Annotated in this window: 16 protein-coding genes; 9 read left to right on the top strand and 7 right to left on the bottom strand. The window is 72.8% G+C overall.

Annotated features, from left to right (window positions below):
* Positions 1 to 13 precede the first annotated feature (13 nt).
* Positions 14 to 1,102 (bottom strand): redox-regulated ATPase YchF, encoded by a 1,089-nt coding sequence (gene ychF / locus B4U46_RS22965; RefSeq protein WP_079429583.1) that lies wholly within the window; start codon positions 1,100 to 1,102, stop codon positions 14 to 16.
* A gap of 151 nt (positions 1,103 to 1,253) precedes the next feature.
* Between ychF and B4U46_RS22960 the strand changes: the two genes are divergently transcribed.
* A complete protein-coding gene (locus tag B4U46_RS22960) occupies positions 1,254 to 1,736 on the top strand; it encodes a DUF6542 domain-containing protein (protein WP_311736913.1) in 483 nt (160 codons plus the stop codon).
* Between the two features lie 10 nt (positions 1,737 to 1,746).
* On the opposite strand, the gene ppgK is transcribed toward B4U46_RS22960, so the two are convergent.
* Positions 1,747 to 2,496 (bottom strand): polyphosphate--glucose phosphotransferase, encoded by a 750-nt coding sequence (ppgK, locus tag B4U46_RS22955; protein WP_079429581.1) that lies wholly within the window; start codon positions 2,494 to 2,496, stop codon positions 1,747 to 1,749.
* Between the two features lie 32 nt (positions 2,497 to 2,528).
* The gene (locus tag B4U46_RS22950; protein ID WP_079429580.1) at positions 2,529 to 3,536 is read right to left on the bottom strand and encodes a 4-hydroxy-3-methylbut-2-enyl diphosphate reductase; all 1,008 of its coding nucleotides are present in this window, start codon (positions 3,534 to 3,536) and stop codon (positions 2,529 to 2,531) included.
* Positions 3,537 to 3,643: 107 nt separating this feature from the next.
* Between B4U46_RS22950 and B4U46_RS22945 the strand changes: the two genes are divergently transcribed.
* The 4 genes from B4U46_RS22945 to B4U46_RS22930 all read left to right on the top strand — a co-directional run bounded on the left by B4U46_RS22945 (position 3,644) and on the right by B4U46_RS22930 (position 7,259).
* On the top strand, positions 3,644 to 5,002 hold the full coding sequence (locus B4U46_RS22945; protein ID WP_079429579.1) for an APC family permease: 1,359 nt from the start codon (positions 3,644 to 3,646) through the stop codon (positions 5,000 to 5,002).
* A gap of 49 nt (positions 5,003 to 5,051) precedes the next feature.
* Positions 5,052 to 6,311: an exodeoxyribonuclease VII large subunit gene (gene xseA / locus B4U46_RS22940; protein ID WP_079429578.1), complete on the top strand. Its 1,260-nt coding sequence runs from the start codon at positions 5,052 to 5,054 to the stop codon at positions 6,309 to 6,311.
* A gap of 12 nt (positions 6,312 to 6,323) precedes the next feature.
* Positions 6,324 to 6,575: an exodeoxyribonuclease VII small subunit gene (locus B4U46_RS22935; protein WP_167747604.1), complete on the top strand. Its 252-nt coding sequence runs from the start codon at positions 6,324 to 6,326 to the stop codon at positions 6,573 to 6,575.
* A gap of 96 nt (positions 6,576 to 6,671) precedes the next feature.
* Positions 6,672 to 7,259: a malonic semialdehyde reductase gene (locus tag B4U46_RS22930; RefSeq protein WP_079429576.1), complete on the top strand. Its 588-nt coding sequence runs from the start codon at positions 6,672 to 6,674 to the stop codon at positions 7,257 to 7,259.
* Between the two features lie 149 nt (positions 7,260 to 7,408).
* Here the strand turns inward: B4U46_RS22930 and B4U46_RS22925 are convergent, their stop codons facing one another.
* The gene (locus tag B4U46_RS22925; RefSeq protein WP_237293351.1) at positions 7,409 to 7,936 is read right to left on the bottom strand and encodes a DUF4245 domain-containing protein; all 528 of its coding nucleotides are present in this window, start codon (positions 7,934 to 7,936) and stop codon (positions 7,409 to 7,411) included.
* A 226-nt stretch (positions 7,937 to 8,162) separates the two neighbouring features.
* On the opposite strand from B4U46_RS22925, the gene glpX reads away from it, so the two are divergent.
* On the top strand, positions 8,163 to 9,194 hold the full coding sequence (gene glpX, locus B4U46_RS22920; protein ID WP_079429574.1) for a class II fructose-bisphosphatase: 1,032 nt from the start codon (positions 8,163 to 8,165) through the stop codon (positions 9,192 to 9,194).
* A 188-nt stretch (positions 9,195 to 9,382) separates the two neighbouring features.
* On the opposite strand, the gene B4U46_RS22915 is transcribed toward glpX, so the two are convergent.
* Positions 9,383 to 9,781: a WhiB family transcriptional regulator gene (locus B4U46_RS22915; protein ID WP_398898798.1), complete on the bottom strand. Its 399-nt coding sequence runs from the start codon at positions 9,779 to 9,781 to the stop codon at positions 9,383 to 9,385.
* A gap of 130 nt (positions 9,782 to 9,911) precedes the next feature.
* Complete coding sequence (locus B4U46_RS22910; RefSeq protein ID WP_079431931.1) at positions 9,912 to 10,616, bottom strand: DUF1707 SHOCT-like domain-containing protein; 705 nt, start codon at positions 10,614 to 10,616, stop codon at positions 9,912 to 9,914.
* 147 nt (positions 10,617 to 10,763) lie between these two features.
* Here B4U46_RS22910 and B4U46_RS22905 point away from each other — a divergent pair, with 147 nt between their 5' ends.
* The 3 genes from B4U46_RS22905 (at position 10,764) to B4U46_RS39235 (ending at position 14,573) form a co-directional block, all read left to right on the top strand.
* Complete coding sequence (locus tag B4U46_RS22905) at positions 10,764 to 12,428, top strand: fumarate hydratase (protein ID WP_079429573.1); 1,665 nt, start codon at positions 10,764 to 10,766, stop codon at positions 12,426 to 12,428.
* Between the two features lie 196 nt (positions 12,429 to 12,624).
* Complete coding sequence (locus B4U46_RS22900) at positions 12,625 to 13,440, top strand: glycerophosphodiester phosphodiesterase (protein WP_079429572.1); 816 nt, start codon at positions 12,625 to 12,627, stop codon at positions 13,438 to 13,440.
* 158 nt (positions 13,441 to 13,598) lie between these two features.
* A complete protein-coding gene (locus tag B4U46_RS39235; protein WP_100862952.1) occupies positions 13,599 to 14,573 on the top strand; it encodes an AfsR/SARP family transcriptional regulator in 975 nt (324 codons plus the stop codon).
* 215 nt (positions 14,574 to 14,788) lie between these two features.
* On the opposite strand, the gene B4U46_RS22890 is transcribed toward B4U46_RS39235, so the two are convergent.
* Positions 14,789 to 15,415, bottom strand: coding sequence for a flavin reductase family protein (locus B4U46_RS22890; protein ID WP_079429570.1), 627 nt, complete (start codon positions 15,413 to 15,415; stop codon positions 14,789 to 14,791).
* Positions 15,416 to 15,423: the final 8 nt, after the last annotated feature.

Here is a 15,423-nt window from a genome sequence, read left to right as displayed (position 1 = left end):
TTATTTCATCCGCTCAGACGTTGAAGCGGAACTCGACCACGTCGCCGTCCTGCATGACGTAGTCCTTGCCCTCCATGCGGGCCTTGCCCTTCGCGCGGGCTTCCGCGACCGAGCCGCAGGCGACCAGGTCCGCGAAGGAGATGACCTCCGCCTTGATGAAGCCGCGCTGGAAGTCGGTGTGGATCACGCCGGCCGCCTCGGGGGCCGTGGCGCCCTGCTTGATGGTCCAGGCGCGGGTTTCCTTCGGGCCGGCCGTCAGGTAGGTCTGGAGGCCCAGGGTGGCGAAGCCGACGCGGCCGAGGGTGGCGAGGCCGGGCTCGTCCTGGCCGACCGACTGGAGGAGCTCCAGGGCTTCCTCGTCGTCCAGCTCGGCGAGGTCCGCCTCCAGCTTCGCGTTGAGGAAGATGGCCTCCGCCGGGGCGACCAGGGCGGACTGCTCGGCCTTGAAGGCGTCGTCCGTCAGCTCGTCCTCGTCCACGTTGAAGACGTAGAGGAACGGCTTGGTGGTCAGCAGGTGCAGCTCGTGCAGGAGGTCGCCCTGCTCGGTGCCCTTGGTGATGCCCTGGGAGAAGAGGGTGTCGCCGTTCTCCAGGATCTTCTGGGCCTTCTCGGCCGCCGCCAGGACCGCGACCTTGTCCTTCTGGAGGCGGGACTCCTTCGTCAGGCGGGGGATCGCCTTCTCGATGGACTGGAGGTCGGCGAGGATCAGCTCGGTGTTGATCGTCTCGATGTCGTCCTTCGGCGAGACCTTGCCGTCGACGTGGACGACGTTCTCGTCCTTGAAGGCACGGATGACCTGGCAGATCGCGTCCGACTCGCGGATGTTCGCGAGGAACTTGTTGCCCAGGCCCTCGCCCTCCGAGGCGCCGCGCACGATGCCGGCGATGTCGACGAAGTCGACCGTGGCCGGGAGGATGCGCTCCGACTTGAAGATCCCGGCCAGGACCGCGAGGCGCTTGTCCGGGACGCCGACGACGCCGATGTTCGGCTCGATGGTGGCGAACGGGTAGTTGGCCGCCAGTACGTCGTTCTTGGTCAGGGCGTTGAACAGGGTCGACTTGCCGACATTCGGCAGGCCGACGATTCCGATCGTGAGCGACACGTTGGCGACTTCCCGTAGCTGTATGGGGGCGGCGGCCCGGAGTGGGCCGTCGGACAGTTTACTTTCCTATGAGCGCGGACGTGGTTGCACGCGTGTCCGGGCGGGCTGGGCGGGGCCTCCCGCCTAGGTTGGTGGGGTGGAGCGATACAGGATGCGTTCGGTACGTCACCCGCAGGTGCCCGCACAGGCGGTACGACGCCCCCGGCCCCCCGCGCCGGCCGCCCGGCGGATGCCGCGGCCCCGGCTGACCGGGCTCGGCGGCGGGCTGTTCGCCTGCGCGGCGATGCTGCTCGTCGCCGGGATCTGCTGGCTGCTGTTCGACTCCTCGCTGTTCGCGTACGGGCTGCTGTTCCTGCCCGTGGCCGCCCTGACCGCCCTGTGGGTGCGCCCGGCCGACCTGATCACCGCGCCGGTGTGCGTGCCCATCGCCTTCGCCGCCGGAGTGTGGCCCGTGTCGGGCGGCTCCGGCGGCTTCGGCGGGGAGCTGATGGGGGTGGTGTCGGCGCTGTCCCTGCACGCCGGGTGGCTGTACGCGGGGACGCTGGTCGCGGGGCTGATCGCACTGGTGCGGCGCGCCGCGCTGAGCGGGCGGCGCCGGGCGGCGAGGCGTGGCGGCAGGTCCGCCGCCTACTGATCCCTGATGATCACTGCGTCAGGCCGTCGCGTGCCGCCATGGCCGCGCCGACGATCCCGGCGTTGTTCTGGAGCTTCGCCGGGACGATCTGCGCGCGGACGTCCTTGAGGAGGGGGAGGAACTTCTCCGGTTTGCGGCTGACGCCGCCGCCGAGGATGAAGAGGTCCGGGGAGAAGAGCATCTCGACGTGCGCCAGGTACTTGTCCAGCCGGCGCGCCCAGCGCTCCCAGCTGAGGTCCCCGTCCTCCTTGGCCTTCACCGAGGCCCGGGTCTCCGCGTCGTGGCCCTTGAGTTCCAGGTGGCCCAGCTCGGTGTTGGGTACGAGCCGGCCGTCGCGGAAGAGGGCGCTGCCGATGCCGGTGCCCAGGGTGAGCAGGACGACCGTGCCGGGCACCCCGCGCCCCGCCCCGTACGTCATCTCGGCGACGCCCGCCGCGTCGGCGTCGTTGAGGACGGTGACCGGGCGGCCGCCCAGGGTGGTGGAGAGCAGGGCGGCCGCGTCGAGGCCGATCCAGGCCTTGTCGACGTTGGCGGCCGTCCGGGTCACGCCGTGGGTGACCACGCCGGGGAAGGTGACGCCGATCGGCCCCTCCCAGGCGAAGTGCCGGACGACCTCGGCAACGCCTCCGGCCACCCCCTCGGGGGTGGCCGGATGTGGTGTCAGTACCTTGTGGCGCTCCTGCGCCGGTTCGCCGCGGTCCAGGTCCACGGGAGCGCCCTTGATCCCCGTACCGCCGATGTCCACACCGAAGATCTGCATGGGCTCACGGTACGGAGCGGGCGCCGCGCGGGCTACTCGTCGGCGCCCTCGGCCACCAGTGCGGCGGCTTCGGCGCGCAGGTCGCGGCGGAGCTCCTTGGGCAGCGAGAAGGTGATGGACTCCTCGGCCGTCTTGACGATCTCCACGTCGGCGAAGCCGCGCTGGGCCAGCCACTCCAGGACTTCCTCGACCAGCACCTCCGGCACGGAGGCGCCCGAGGTCAGGCCGACGGTGGTGACGCCCTCCAGCCAGGCCTCGTCGATCTCGGCGGCGAAGTCGACCAGGTGCGCGGCGCGGGCGCCGGCGTCCAGGGCGACCTCGACGAGGCGGATGGAGTTGGAGGAGTTCTTCGAGCCGACGACGACGACCAGGTCGGCGTCGGCGCCCATCGCCTTGACGGCGGCCTGGCGGTTGGAGGTGGCGTAGCAGATGTCGTCGCTGGGCGGGGAGACGAGCAGCGGGAACTTCGTCTTCAGCGCGTCGACCGTCTCCATCGTCTCGTCGACGGAGAGGGTGGTCTGGGAGAGCCAGACGACCTTGGACTCGTCGCGGACCTCGACCTTGGCCACGTCGTCGGGGCCGTCGACGATGGTGATGTGGTCGGGGGCCTCGCCGGAGGTGCCGATGACCTCCTCGTGGCCCTCGTGGCCGATGAGGAGGATGTCGAAGTCCTCGTTGGCGTAGCGGATCGCTTCCTTGTGGACCTTCGTGACCAGGGGGCAGGTCGCGTCGATGGTCGCGAGCCGGCCGCGCGCCGCCTCCTCGTGCACCACGGGGGCCACGCCGTGGGCGGAGAACATGACGATGCTGCCCGGCGGGACCTCCTCCGTCTTCTCGACGAAGATGGCGCCCTTCTTCTGCAGCGTCTGGACGACGTACTTGTTGTGCACGATCTCGTGCCGGACGTAGACCGGGGCGCCGTACTGCTCGAGGGCCTTCTCGACGGCGATCACGGCGCGGTCCACGCCCGCGCAGTAACCGCGCGGGGCGGCGAGCAGGACGCGGCGGGAGGCGGGTGCGGGGGCAGTCATACGCTCCATCGTACGGGGGGCTCCAGGAGGCCGGAGGCCCCCCGTCCGGCAGAGACTGGGTCGAACGTCCGTCCCCACCGCCCCCTCACCGCCCCTTCACCGCCCCCGGAGGAACGATGGCAGCCGCTGTGGATCCCGGTACGGCCGCGCCCGCGGTACTGCGGCGGAGTCTGGGTTTCCGGGACCTGGTGGTCTACGGGCTGCTCTTCATCGCACCCATGGCCCCGGTCGGGGTCTTCGGCGCCCTGGACGCGAAGTCGCACGGGGCGGTCGCGCTCGTCTACGTCGTCGCGACCGTGGCGATGGGGCTCACGGCGTTCTCGTACGCGCAGATGGTGCGGGTGGCGCCGCAGGCGGGGTCGGTGTTCACGTACGCCCGCAAGGGGCTGGGCGAGGGGCCGGGGATGGTCGCGGGGTGGATGGCGGCGCTGGACTACCTGCTGATCCCGGCGGTGGCGTACCTGTTCTCGGGGATCGCGATGAACGCCCTGGTGCCGCAGGTGTCGCGGTGGGTGTGGACGGCGCTGGCGGTGGTGGTGACGACCCTGCTGAACCTGTGGGGGGTGCGGGCGGCCGCGCGGGTGGGGTTCGCGGTGCTGGCGATGGAGATCGTGGTGCTGCTGGTGTTCCTGGTGTCGGCGGTGACGGTGCTGGTACGGGACGGGGCGCGGCGGGGGTGGCTGTCGCCGCTGACGGGGGACGGGTCGCTGGAGTTCTCGGTGGCTGCGGTGGTGGGGGCGGTGTCGGTGGCGGTGCTGTCGTACCTGGGGTTCGACGCGATCGCCTCGTTCGCGGAGGAGGTGACGGGGGGCAGTGCGCGGGTGGCCCGGGCGGTGCTGTTCTGTCTGGCGCTGACGGGGGTGCTGTTCGTGGCGCAGACGTATCTGGCGGCGCTGCTGGCGCCGTTCCCGGCGGCGGAGCTGGCCGCGGATCCGGCGTTGCAGGGGCCCGCGTTCTATACGGCGGTCGAGGCGTCGGTGGGGGGCTGGCTGCACGACCTGGTGGCGGTGAGCAAGGCGGTGGGGGCGGCGTTCGCGGCGCTGGCGGGGCAGGCGGCGGCGGGGCGGCTGCTGTTCGCGATGGCCCGGGAGCGGCGGCTGCCCGGAGTGCTGGCGCGGACCTCGGGGGGTACGCCGAGGGTGGCGCTGCTGGTGGCGGCGGTGGTGACGCTGGTGGCGGCGGTGTGGGCGGCGCGGCGCGACGACGGGCTGGACCACCTGGTGTCGGTGGTGGACGTCGGGGCGCTGGTGGCGTTCACCCTGTTGCACGCGTCGGTGGTGGGCTGGTTCGTGGTGCGGCGCGCGGAGGGCCCGCCGCGCTGGTTCGCACATCTGGTGGTGCCGGTGGCGGGGGCGGCGGTGACGGTGGCGGTGATCGTGGAGGCCTCGCCGACGGCGCAGGCGGTGGGGGCGGTGTGGCTGGTGGTGGGGCTGGGGGTGCTGTTCTTCCAGCGGGGCCGGACAGAGCCGGAATGAAAGGTCCGGAATGAAAGGTGCTGTCAGCGGCGGCGGTTAGCCTGCCTGCATGGGTCTCAATACGTCGGCGGAGGCGCCGCTGCCGGTCGGTCAGGTGTCCCGGCTCATCGGGGGCTGGATCGACCGGCTGGGCCAGGTGTGGGTGGAGGGGCAGATCACGCAGCTGTCCCGGCGGCCGGGGGCGGGGGTGGTGTTCCTGACGCTGCGCGACCCCTCGCACGACATCTCCGTCAGCGTGACCTGTTTCCGCCAGGTGTTCGACGAGGTCGCGGACGTGGTGTCGGAGGGCGCGCGGGTCGTCGTCCTGGCGAAGCCGGAGTGGTACGCGCCGCGCGGGCAGCTGTCCCTGCGGGTGACGGAGATACGGCCCGTCGGGATCGGGGAGCTGCTGGCGCGGCTGGAGCGGCTCAAGCGGTCGCTGGCCTCCGAGGGGCTGTTCGCGCTGGACCGCAAGAAGCCGCTGCCGTTCCTGCCGCAGCTGGTCGGGCTGGTGGTGGGGCGTGCCTCGGCGGCCGAGCGGGACGTGCTGGAGAACGCGCGGCGGCGCTGGCCGGCGGTGCGCTTCGAGGTGCGCAACGTGGCCGTGCAGGGGGTGCACGCGGTGCCGCAGGTGGTGCGGGCGGTCAAGGAACTGGACGCCCTGGACGAGGTCGACGTGATCATCGTGGCGCGGGGCGGCGGCAGCGTGGAGGACCTGCTGCCCTTCTCGGACGAGGAGGTCGTGCGGACGGTCGCGGCGGCCCGTACGCCGGTGGTGTCGGCGATCGGGCACGAGCCGGACTCCCCGCTGCTGGACCTGGTGGCGGACCTGCGGGCCTCCACGCCGACGGACGCGGCGAAGAAGGTGGTGCCGGACGTCGGCGAGGAGCTGGAGCGGGTGCGCCAGCTCCAGGGCCGGGGGCTGCGGGCACTGCGGGGGCTGCTGGAGCGGGAGGAGCGGGGGCTGGCGCACGCGCTCGCGCGGCCGGTGTTCGTGCATCCGCAGCGGATGGTGGAGAGCCGGGAGGACGAGGTCGAGGCCCTGCTGGGCCGCAGCCGGCGCACGCTGGGACATCTGCTGGACCGGGCGGAGTCGGAGCTGGAGCACACCCGGGCCCGGGTGGTGGCGCTGTCTCCGGCGGCCACGCTGGAGCGCGGGTACGCGGTGCTCCAGCGGGCCGACGGGCACGTGGTGCGGGGGCCCGGGGAGGTCGCGCCGGGCGAGGCGCTGCGCGCGCGGGTGGCGGAGGGCGAGTTCGCGGTGACGGTGGTGGAGGCCCGCTCGGGCCCCGCTACAGACGGACACGTTCCGGCAACAGAGTCGTTGTAAGACACATCTACGATGGGACAGGGAATGACCGAGGCCGGTACGACGCTGGGCTACGAGCAGGCGCGCGACGAGCTCATCGAGGTCGTCCGCAAGCTGGAGGCCGGCGGCACCTCGCTGGAGGAGTCGCTCGCGCTCTGGGAGCGCGGCGAGGAGCTGGCGGCGGTCTGCCGGCGCTGGCTGGAGGGCGCGCGCGCCCGGCTGGACTCGGCGCTGGCCGCCCGGGAGGCGGCGGAGGCGGCCGACGGGGGCGGCCCCGAGGAGTGATCCGGATCACCCGCGAAGGAAAGTAGTTGAAATTTCATCTACTTTTGTCCTACAGTCGGGTTACCGCTTCACCTCCGTACAGAAGAAGGCTTACCGATGTCTCTCGTGCTCGACGCCGCTGCTCAGGACCTGCTGTTCCGCGAGGCCCGCACCGCCAACTCGTTCTCCGACGAGCCGGTGACCGACGAGCAGGTCCAGGCCATCTACGACCTGGTGAAGTACGGCCCGACCGCCTTCAACGGCACCCCGCTGCGCATCACCCTGGTCCGCTCGGCCGAGGCCCGCGAGCGCCTGGTGAACCTGATGTCGGACGGCAACAAGGCCAAGACGGCCGCCGCCCCGCTGGTCGCGATCCTCGCCGCGGACAACGAGTTCCACGAGGAGTTCGACACCCTCCTGCCGCACTACCCGCAGGTCAAGGACTTCTTCACCGAGCGCCCGGCCCGCGAGGCCTTCGCCGGCCGCAACGCCATGCTGCAGGCCGCCTACTTCATCGTCGGCGTGCGCGCCGCCGGCCTGGCCGCCGGCCCGATGACCGGTGCCGACCTCGAGGGCATCAGCAAGGAGTTCCTCGACGGCGACCACTCCGCCCTGATGGTCGTCAACATCGGCAAGCCGGGCGAGGACGCCTTCCACCCCCGCTCGCCGCGCCTGTCCTACGACGAGGTCATCACCACCGTCTGAGCCCCGGCACGACGGCGCCGATTGCGCGCACGCGCGCATGCGCGAAAGGCCGCCCGCCCCGGTTTCCCCGGGACGGGCGGCCTTTCCGTAGGTTCGTGGGTCCGTCCGTACGTGCGTACGTGCGTCCGGCGCGGGGCGCCGGAGCGGGCTCACTGGCCCTGCGGCCCCTGCTTGAACTCCAGCGCCGCCGCCATCGCGCCCAGCTGCTCGAAGGAGCCCGTCCCGGTGACCACCGTGACGTAGCCCTGGTCCTGGCGCACCAGCGCGTCGTACTTCTCGCCGTCCCAGCGCTCCCACGCCCGGTCGCCGACCTGCTGGGTCTGCCCGGTGGGCGCCGCCTTCTGGGTGAGCTTGGCGACGTTCTTCTGCGAGGCGTCCGTGGACTGCTCGACCGCCACGTACTGCTGCTGCGGGTCCAGGAAGCCCAGGTGCCAGGCGTTGGCGTTCTTGCGCTCGAACGTCACCGACGTGGCCCGCCACTGCTCCGGCAGGCCCACGGGGGCCGCCACCGGGTACGGGGCCGCGCGCCGGGCCGTCAGGGTCTCCACCCGGTAGTCGACCGTGCGCGTCGGGTCGGCTTTGTCGTCGTGCGGGATGAACATGTAGATACCCGCGACCACGACACCGATCACCGCCAGCGACCGGACCATGTCCCAGACCGTCTGCTTGCCTTTCATACCTGCCACCCCACCATCGTCCCGCATGGCAGACGGCGATCACCGCCGGGGGTCGCCGTGGCGGCGGGGCGAGCGGCGCGCGAGGGGCGCGCCGTGTCCGCTCAGCCGGACCGCTTGACCGATAATGCGCTCATAAGTGACCCGCTCTGCTCAATATGTCGACGAACCGATAGAGTTCCAGCACCCTCACACTCCCGGCCGTCGTCGTACAGAAAGGTGCGCTCCGATGACCGAGCACAACCTGCCGCCCCAGCTCGAAGTAGCCCCCGACTCGCCCGACCGCAACCTCGCACTCGAACTCGTCCGGGTCACCGAGGCTGCGGCGCTCGCCGCGGGCCGGTGGGTCGGCCGTGGCGACAAGATCGGCGCCGACGGCGCCGCGGTCAACGCGATGCGGACCCTGATCTCCACCGTCTCGATGAACGGCGTCGTCGTCATCGGCGAAGGGGAGAAGGACGAAGCCCCGATGCTCTTCAACGGCGAGCACGTCGGTGACGGCACCGGCGCCGAGGTCGACATCGCCGTGGACCCGATCGACGGCACCACCCTGAACGCCAAGGGCATGCCGAACGCCATCGCCGTACTGGCCGCCGCCGACCGCGGCACCATGTTCGACCCGTCCGCCGTGTTCTACATGGACAAGCTCGTCACCGGTCCGGAGGCCGCCGACTTCGTCGACATCAACGCCCCCGTCTCGGTCAACATCCGCCGGGTCGCCAAGGCCAAGAGCATCGCCCCCGAGGACGTCACCGTCGTCATCCTGGACCGCCCCCGCCACGAGGGCATCGTCAAGGAGATCCGCGAGACCGGCGCCCGGATCAAGTTCATCTCCGACGGCGACGTCGCCGGCTCGGTCATGGCGGTGCGCGAGGGCACCGGCGTGGACCTGCTCATGGGCATCGGCGGCACGCCCGAGGGCATCATCTCGGCGTGCGCCATAAAGTGCCTCGGCGGCACCATCCAGGGCAAGCTCTGGCCCAAGGACGAGGCCGAACGCCAGAAGGCCATCGACGCGGGCCACGACCTCGACCGCGTCCTGACCACCAACGACCTGGTGTCCGGCGAGAACGTCTTCTTCGTCGCCACCGGCATCACGGACGGCGAGCTGCTGCGCGGCGTCCACTACCGCTCGGAGACCGCGACCACCTCCTCGCTGGTCATGCGCTCGAAGTCGGGCACGATCCGCCAGATCGACTCCACGCACCGCCTGTCGAAGCTGCGCGCCTACAGCGGCATCTCCCTGGGCCGCGCCCAGTAGGAGCCAACACCGCCGGTGACGGCACCACTGAGGGGCGGTCCCCGTGCGGGGGGACCGCCCCTCAGTCGTGTCAGCAGTGGTGTCCGGCGGATCAGGGCCGGGCCCGGGACGCCCGGCGGCGCGGGCTGTCCGGCCCTGATCCGCCGGACACCCCTTCGTCGTCTCCTACGGCCTGCACGGCCCGCGGCTCAGCCCGCGGCGGCGACCGGTCCGGGCGCGCCCGGCAGCAGTTCGGCGGCGCGGCGCCGCCTGCGGCCCAGCACCACCCGCCGCTCGGCGGCGGTCAGCCCGCCCCAGACCCCGTACGGCTCGGGCTGGAGCAGCGCGTGCTCCCGGCAGGCGACCATCACCGGACAGCGGGCGCAGACCCGCTTGGCCGCCTCCTCGCGGGCCAGCCGGGCCGCGGTCGGCTCCTTGGACGGTGCGAAGAACAGACCCGCCTCGTCCCTGCGGCACACCGCCTCCGTGTGCCAGGGCCCGTCCCCCTCTTCCCTCGCCGGCACCCGCGGCTTCGGCACGGCGGCCGGGCGCGTGAGAAGGCTCTGGACGGCGGCTGCCTGCAGGGACTGATGCGGCGGATGCGGCACGGTCTACTCCTGACGACGGGTACGCGAGCGAGAGACGATGCACCTGTCCCTACCCGCTGCGCGTGCCCCTATGCACCGGTGACGGCGGGCCGGACGCGGTTCGTCCGAAACCCGTCCACCGGCGGCGCGCTCAGCCGAGCCGCTTGCGCAGCTTGTCGGCGAGGTCGACGAGGCGGGCGCCGAGCTTGGGCCGGGCCTCGATGTTGCCGAGCACGGCGAGGCCGCGGACGATCACGACCGGCGCCTGCGGGTCGGCGGCCACGCCCCCGCCGTGCACCTCGAAGTTGCCGAGGAGCCCGCTGCCGTAGCCGCGCAGGGTGACGTTCTCCGGGACCAGGACCTCGACGTTGCCGAGGACCGCGACCACGTTGAACTCGGTGACCTGCTGCTCGAACACCGCCTCGGTGAGGTCGATGGTGATGTCCCCCAGGACGGAGACCGCGCGGGTGTGCGGGCCCGGGCGCCAGCGGCCCTTGCGGGTGGAGCTGCTGCACACGGCCACCACGGACTCCACCGGGCCGGTCCCCGCGGGGGCTGCGGGGTGGGCGGAGTGGGCGGCGGGGTGGGCGGCGGCTCCGGCGGGGAGGTCCCGTACGAGCACCTCCAGCTCCCCCACCGTCTTGGCCGCGTAGAGGGTGTCGAGGCGCTCGGAGTGCTCCTCGGCGCTCAGCCGGCCCTCCGCGAGCGCGTCGGAGAGGACCTGTGCGATCCGGTCCCGGTCGGCGTCGGAGGCGCGCAGCCCGCCGGCGGCCGGTGCGGCGGGGGCCGGAGCGGCGGGCGGCGCGGGAGCGGGGCCGGGGCCGGCGGCGTCTGCGGGGTGCTTTTCCATGTCCACGTCGGCCAGCATAGCGAGACACGATAGATCGCGATAGCGATGGGTGAGCCCTACCTCACAGACACGCCCGAGCGGGGAGGTTCTACGCTGGTTAGCCGCGCTGCCAAAACGGACGCCAGCGCTGTCTGCCGAGTGAGGATTGGCCACATGCCGGAGTTCGCGTACACCGACCTGCTGCCCTTGGGCGAGGACACCACCCCCTACCGGCTGGTGACCTCCGAGGGCGTCTCGACCTTCGAGGCCGACGGCCGTACGTTCCTCAAGGTCGAGCCGGAGGCGCTGCGCAAGCTCGCCGAGGAGGCCATCCACGACATCCAGCACTTCCTGCGCCCCGCGCACCTGGCCCAGCTGCGCCGCATCATCGACGACCCGGAGGCGAGCGCGAACGACAAGTTCGTCGCCCTCGACCTGCTGAAGAACGCCAACATCGCCGCGGCCGGCGTGCTGCCGATGTGCCAGGACACGGGCACGGCGATCGTCATGGGCAAGCGCGGCCAGAACGTCCTGACCCAGGGCGGCGACGAGGAAGCCCTCTCGCGCGGCATCTACGACGCCTACACCCGGCTGAACCTGCGCTACTCGCAGATGGCCCCGCTGACCATGTGGGAGGAGAAGAACACCGGCTCGAACCTGCCCGCGCAGATCGAGCTCTACGCGACCGACGGCGGCGCGTACAAGTTCCTCTTCATGGCCAAGGGCGGCGGCTCGGCCAACAAGTCCTTCCTCTACCAGGAGACCAAGGCGGTCCTCAACGAGGCCTCCATGATGAAGTTCCTGGAGGAGAAGATCCGTTCGCTCGGCACGGCGGCCTGCCCGCCGTACCACCTGGCGATCGTCGTCGGCGGCACCTCCGCCGAGCACGCGCTGAAGACCGCCAAGTACGCCTCCGCGCACTACCTGGACGAGCTCCCCCGCGAGGGTTCCGCGCTGGGCCACGGCTTCCGCGACGAGGCCCTGGAGCAGCAGGTCTTCGAGCTGACGCAGAAGATCGGCATCGGCGCCCAGTTCGGCGGCAAGTACTTCTGCCACGACGTCCGCGTGGTGCGCCTGCCCCGCCACGGCGCCTCCCTCCCGGTCGCCATCGCGGTGTCCTGCTCCGCCGACCGCCAGGCCGTCGCGAAGATCACCGCCGAGGGCGTCTTCCTGGAGCAGTTGGAGACCGACCCGGCGCGCTTCCTGCCGGAGACCACGGACGCGCACCTGGACGAGACGGCCGACGTGGTCCGCATCGACCTGAACCAGCCGATGGACGAGATCCTGGCGACGCTGACCAAGCACCCGGTCAAGACCCGCCTCAGCCTGACCGGACCCCTGGTCGTGGCCCGCGACATCGCGCACGCCAAGATCAAGGAGCGGCTGGACGCGGGCGAGGGCATGCCGCAGTACCTCAAGGACCACCCGGTGTACTACGCGGGCCCGGCCAAGACCCCCGAGGGCTACGCCTCCGGCTCCTTCGGCCCGACCACGGCCGGACGCATGGACTCCTACGTCGAGCAGTTCCAGGCGGCGGGCGGCTCCAAGGTGATGCTCGCCAAGGGCAACCGCTCGCAGCAGGTGACCGACGCGTGCGGCGCGCACGGCGGCTTCTACCTCGGCTCGATCGGCGGCCCGGCGGCGCGCCTGGCACAGGACTGCATCAAGAAGGTCGAGGTCCTGGAGTACGAGGAGCTGGGCATGGAGGCGGTCTGGAAGATCGAGGTCGAGGACTTCCCGGCCTTCATCGTCGTGGACGACAAGGGCAACGACTTCTTCCAGAACCCGGCCCCGGAGCCGACGTTCACCCACATCCCGGTGCGCGGCCCGGGGCTGTAGCCCGTGGTGGCGAGGGCCCCTCCCCCGGACGGGGGAGGGGCCCTCGCGCATGTCGGCCCAGGGGCAGACGCCCCGCCGGGGGCGCGTCCCGCGAAGCCGTGACGCGGGCCCGGGCGGTGAGCGGCCGGTGGCCGGGTTAACGTCGGGGTCACAGGCCCGCACCCGGCCGTTCACCCCGGTTCGCAAGGATTCCCGCATGGCACCGACGACCCCCTCCCCCGGCTCCGCCCGCGCGATCCGCGTGGTCGCGCACCGCGGGGCCTCCCACGAGTTCCCCGAGCACACCATCGAGGCCTACCGGCGGGCCATCGCCGACGGGGCCGACGCCCTGGAGTGCGACGTGCGGCTGAGCGCGGACGGGCGGCTGGTGTGCGTGCACGACCGGACGGTGGAGCGGACCTCCGACGGGCGCGGGGTGGTCTCCGAGCTGACGTACGAGCAGCTGGCCGCGTTCGACTTCGGCGGCTGGAAGGGCGCGGAGCACCGGGGGGCGCGGGTGCTGCTCTTCGAGGACCTGCTGAAGGAGGCCCTGGCGGCGGACCGGCCGGTGGGGCTGGCCGTGGAGACCAAGCACCCCACCCGGGCCGGCGGCCGGCTGGAGGCCGAGCTGGTGCGGATGCTGAAGGAGTACGGGCTCGCCGACGGCTCCGACGGCCGGGTCGAGGTGATGAGCTTCTCCCGCAACGCGCTGACCCGGCTGCACCGGCTGGCGCCCGGGCTGCCGTCCGTCTACCTGATCGAGCGGCAGCTGCGCGCCCCGCGGCCGCCGTTCGCCGGGCACGCCGGTCCGGGGATCGACCTCGTGCGCCGGGATCCGGGGCTGGTGGGACGGCTGAGGGCCAAGGGGCTGCGGGTGCGGGTGTGGACCGTGGACGAGCCCGAGGACGTGGAGCTGTGCGTACGGCTCGGGGTGGAGACGATCATCACCAACCGGCCCCGCGCGGTGCGCGAGCAGCTCGGCGCCCGGGCGGTCGCGGCGGGGGCGGACGGGGGCCGGCAGCCCGCCGTGTGACGGTGTGTCATTGGCTGGTTCGCACCCGTGACAGGCAGCCCGCGAGGCTCGAACGTATGCCGTGGCGTGCGGGGCGGTATATCCGCCGGGGGCATGCCGTTGGCCGACGACGGACAGGCGCCCACCGGCGCCGTGGCGCGGGCGAGGGTGACTGGGGCATGGCCGCAGGACAGCACGATGAACGTTCCGCCGGCGGCGACGCCCCCGACGACGGCTCCGGCGGCAGACCGGACGACGGCACCGGCGGCAGACCCGGTGCCAGACCCGGCGGCGACAGCGGCACCGGCGGCGGCGAGGAGGGCGAGCCGAGTTACCTCGTCCTCGGCCCGCTGGAGGTGCGCCGCTCGGGTGCGGTGTGCACGCCCAGCCAGCTCAAGCGCCGCGCGCTGCTGGCGATCCTGCTGCTGCACGCCAACCGGCTGGCGTGCGCGGACATGCTGATCGAGGAGTTGTGGGACGGGCATCCGCCCCGCTGCGCCCAGGCGACCCTCCAGATGTACGTGTCCGGGCTGCGCCGGACGCTGGACCCGGGGCACGGCCGCGCCGGGGGCGACCCCCGCCACCACCCGCTGCTGCGGACGGCCGGCTCCGGCTACGTGCTGCACGTGGAGCCCGGCGAGCTGGACCTGGACCGCTCCCGGGCCCGGGCCGCGCTGGGGCGGGGTTTGCGGACGGCAGGTGACTGCGCCGCGGCGAGCGCGGCGTTCTCGGCGGCCCTCGCGATGTGGCGCGGGCGGCCGCTGGCCGATCTGGGGCCCGCGCGCCTGCCGGCGTACTACGCGGTGCGGCTGGAGGAGGAGCGGCTCGCGCTGGTCCAGGACCGGATCGGTGCCGACATCTGCGCGGGCCGGTCCCGGGAGGTGATCGCCGAGCTGGCGGAACTGTGCGCCCGCCATCCGCTGCGGGAGGAGTTCCACGAGCAGCTGATGCTGGCCCTGGCCGGTTCGGGACGGCGGGCCGAGGCCCTGGACGCGTACGCCCGGGTCCGGCGGGTGGTCGTCCAGGACGTCGGGATCGAGCCGGGGCCGGGGCTCCAGGCGGTCCAGCGGGCGCTGCTGGGCGGCTTACGCCCGACGGGCCCCGAGCACGGCCGATGTCGCAGACCCCTACTCCTCCAGCCGGCCGGCCGCTGACCCGCCGCTTCCCGGAGGGGGGCACCGCCTTCCCCGGTCCCCCGCGCCGCAGGACCGGCGCGCCCCCGCCCGGCCCAGCGGGCGCCCGGTCCGCGGGACCGCGGCTCCTGGGGCATCACCGTTCCCCCGGTGCCGCCCGAGACCAACGGGCGGCACCGCCACGGCCCGTCCCGGACCCGGCCTGCCCGCCGCCCGGGCCAGGCAGCACGGTCCCCCTACGCCAGGTGCCAGTCCAGGCGGCGGCGGTAGTGGACGAGCGGGGTGGCGTCCCGGACGGTGCAGTCGGCCACCTCGCCCAGCAGGACCACGTGGTCCCCGTGCGGGAACACGGCGGCGGCCCGGCACCCCAGGTAGACCGGGACGCCCGCGATGCGGGGCCTGCCCTCGTCCCAGTCCCAGGCCACGCCCGCGAACTTGTCCTCCCCGCGCCCCGCGAACACCCTGGCCAGGGCCTCGTCGGCGGAGCCCAGCAGGTGCACCCCGAAGGGGGTGCCCACGCGGGCCTCCATGGCCCGGTAGGTACGCGAGTCGCGCGAGAGGGCCAGCATGACGGACGGCGGGGCCACGCTGTAGGAGCTGACGGAGGAGACGAGGAGCCCGCACGGGCTGCCGTCGGCCCGCCGCGCGCTGACCACCGCCACCCCGGAGACCAGGCGGGCCATGGCCTCGGTGAACCGGGCCACGGGGTCGGCCGGGCCGGCTTCCCCGCTCCCCCGCCGCTCCCGGCCCCGCCCGGGGGCCGCCTCCCGTCCCGCGTCCCAGCTCGCGTCCCGGCCCGCGTCCCGGCTCCGCTCCTGTTCCCGGCCCCGCTCCAGGCCCTGCTCCCGCTGCCGCACGCTCATCCGCCGCG

The organism is Streptomyces katrae (assembly GCF_002028425.1).
Lineage (GTDB): Bacteria > Actinomycetota > Actinomycetes > Streptomycetales > Streptomycetaceae > Streptomyces > Streptomyces katrae_A.
The sequence above is the reverse complement of the archived record's forward strand: the minus strand, read 5'-3'. Positions and strand labels throughout refer to the sequence as shown.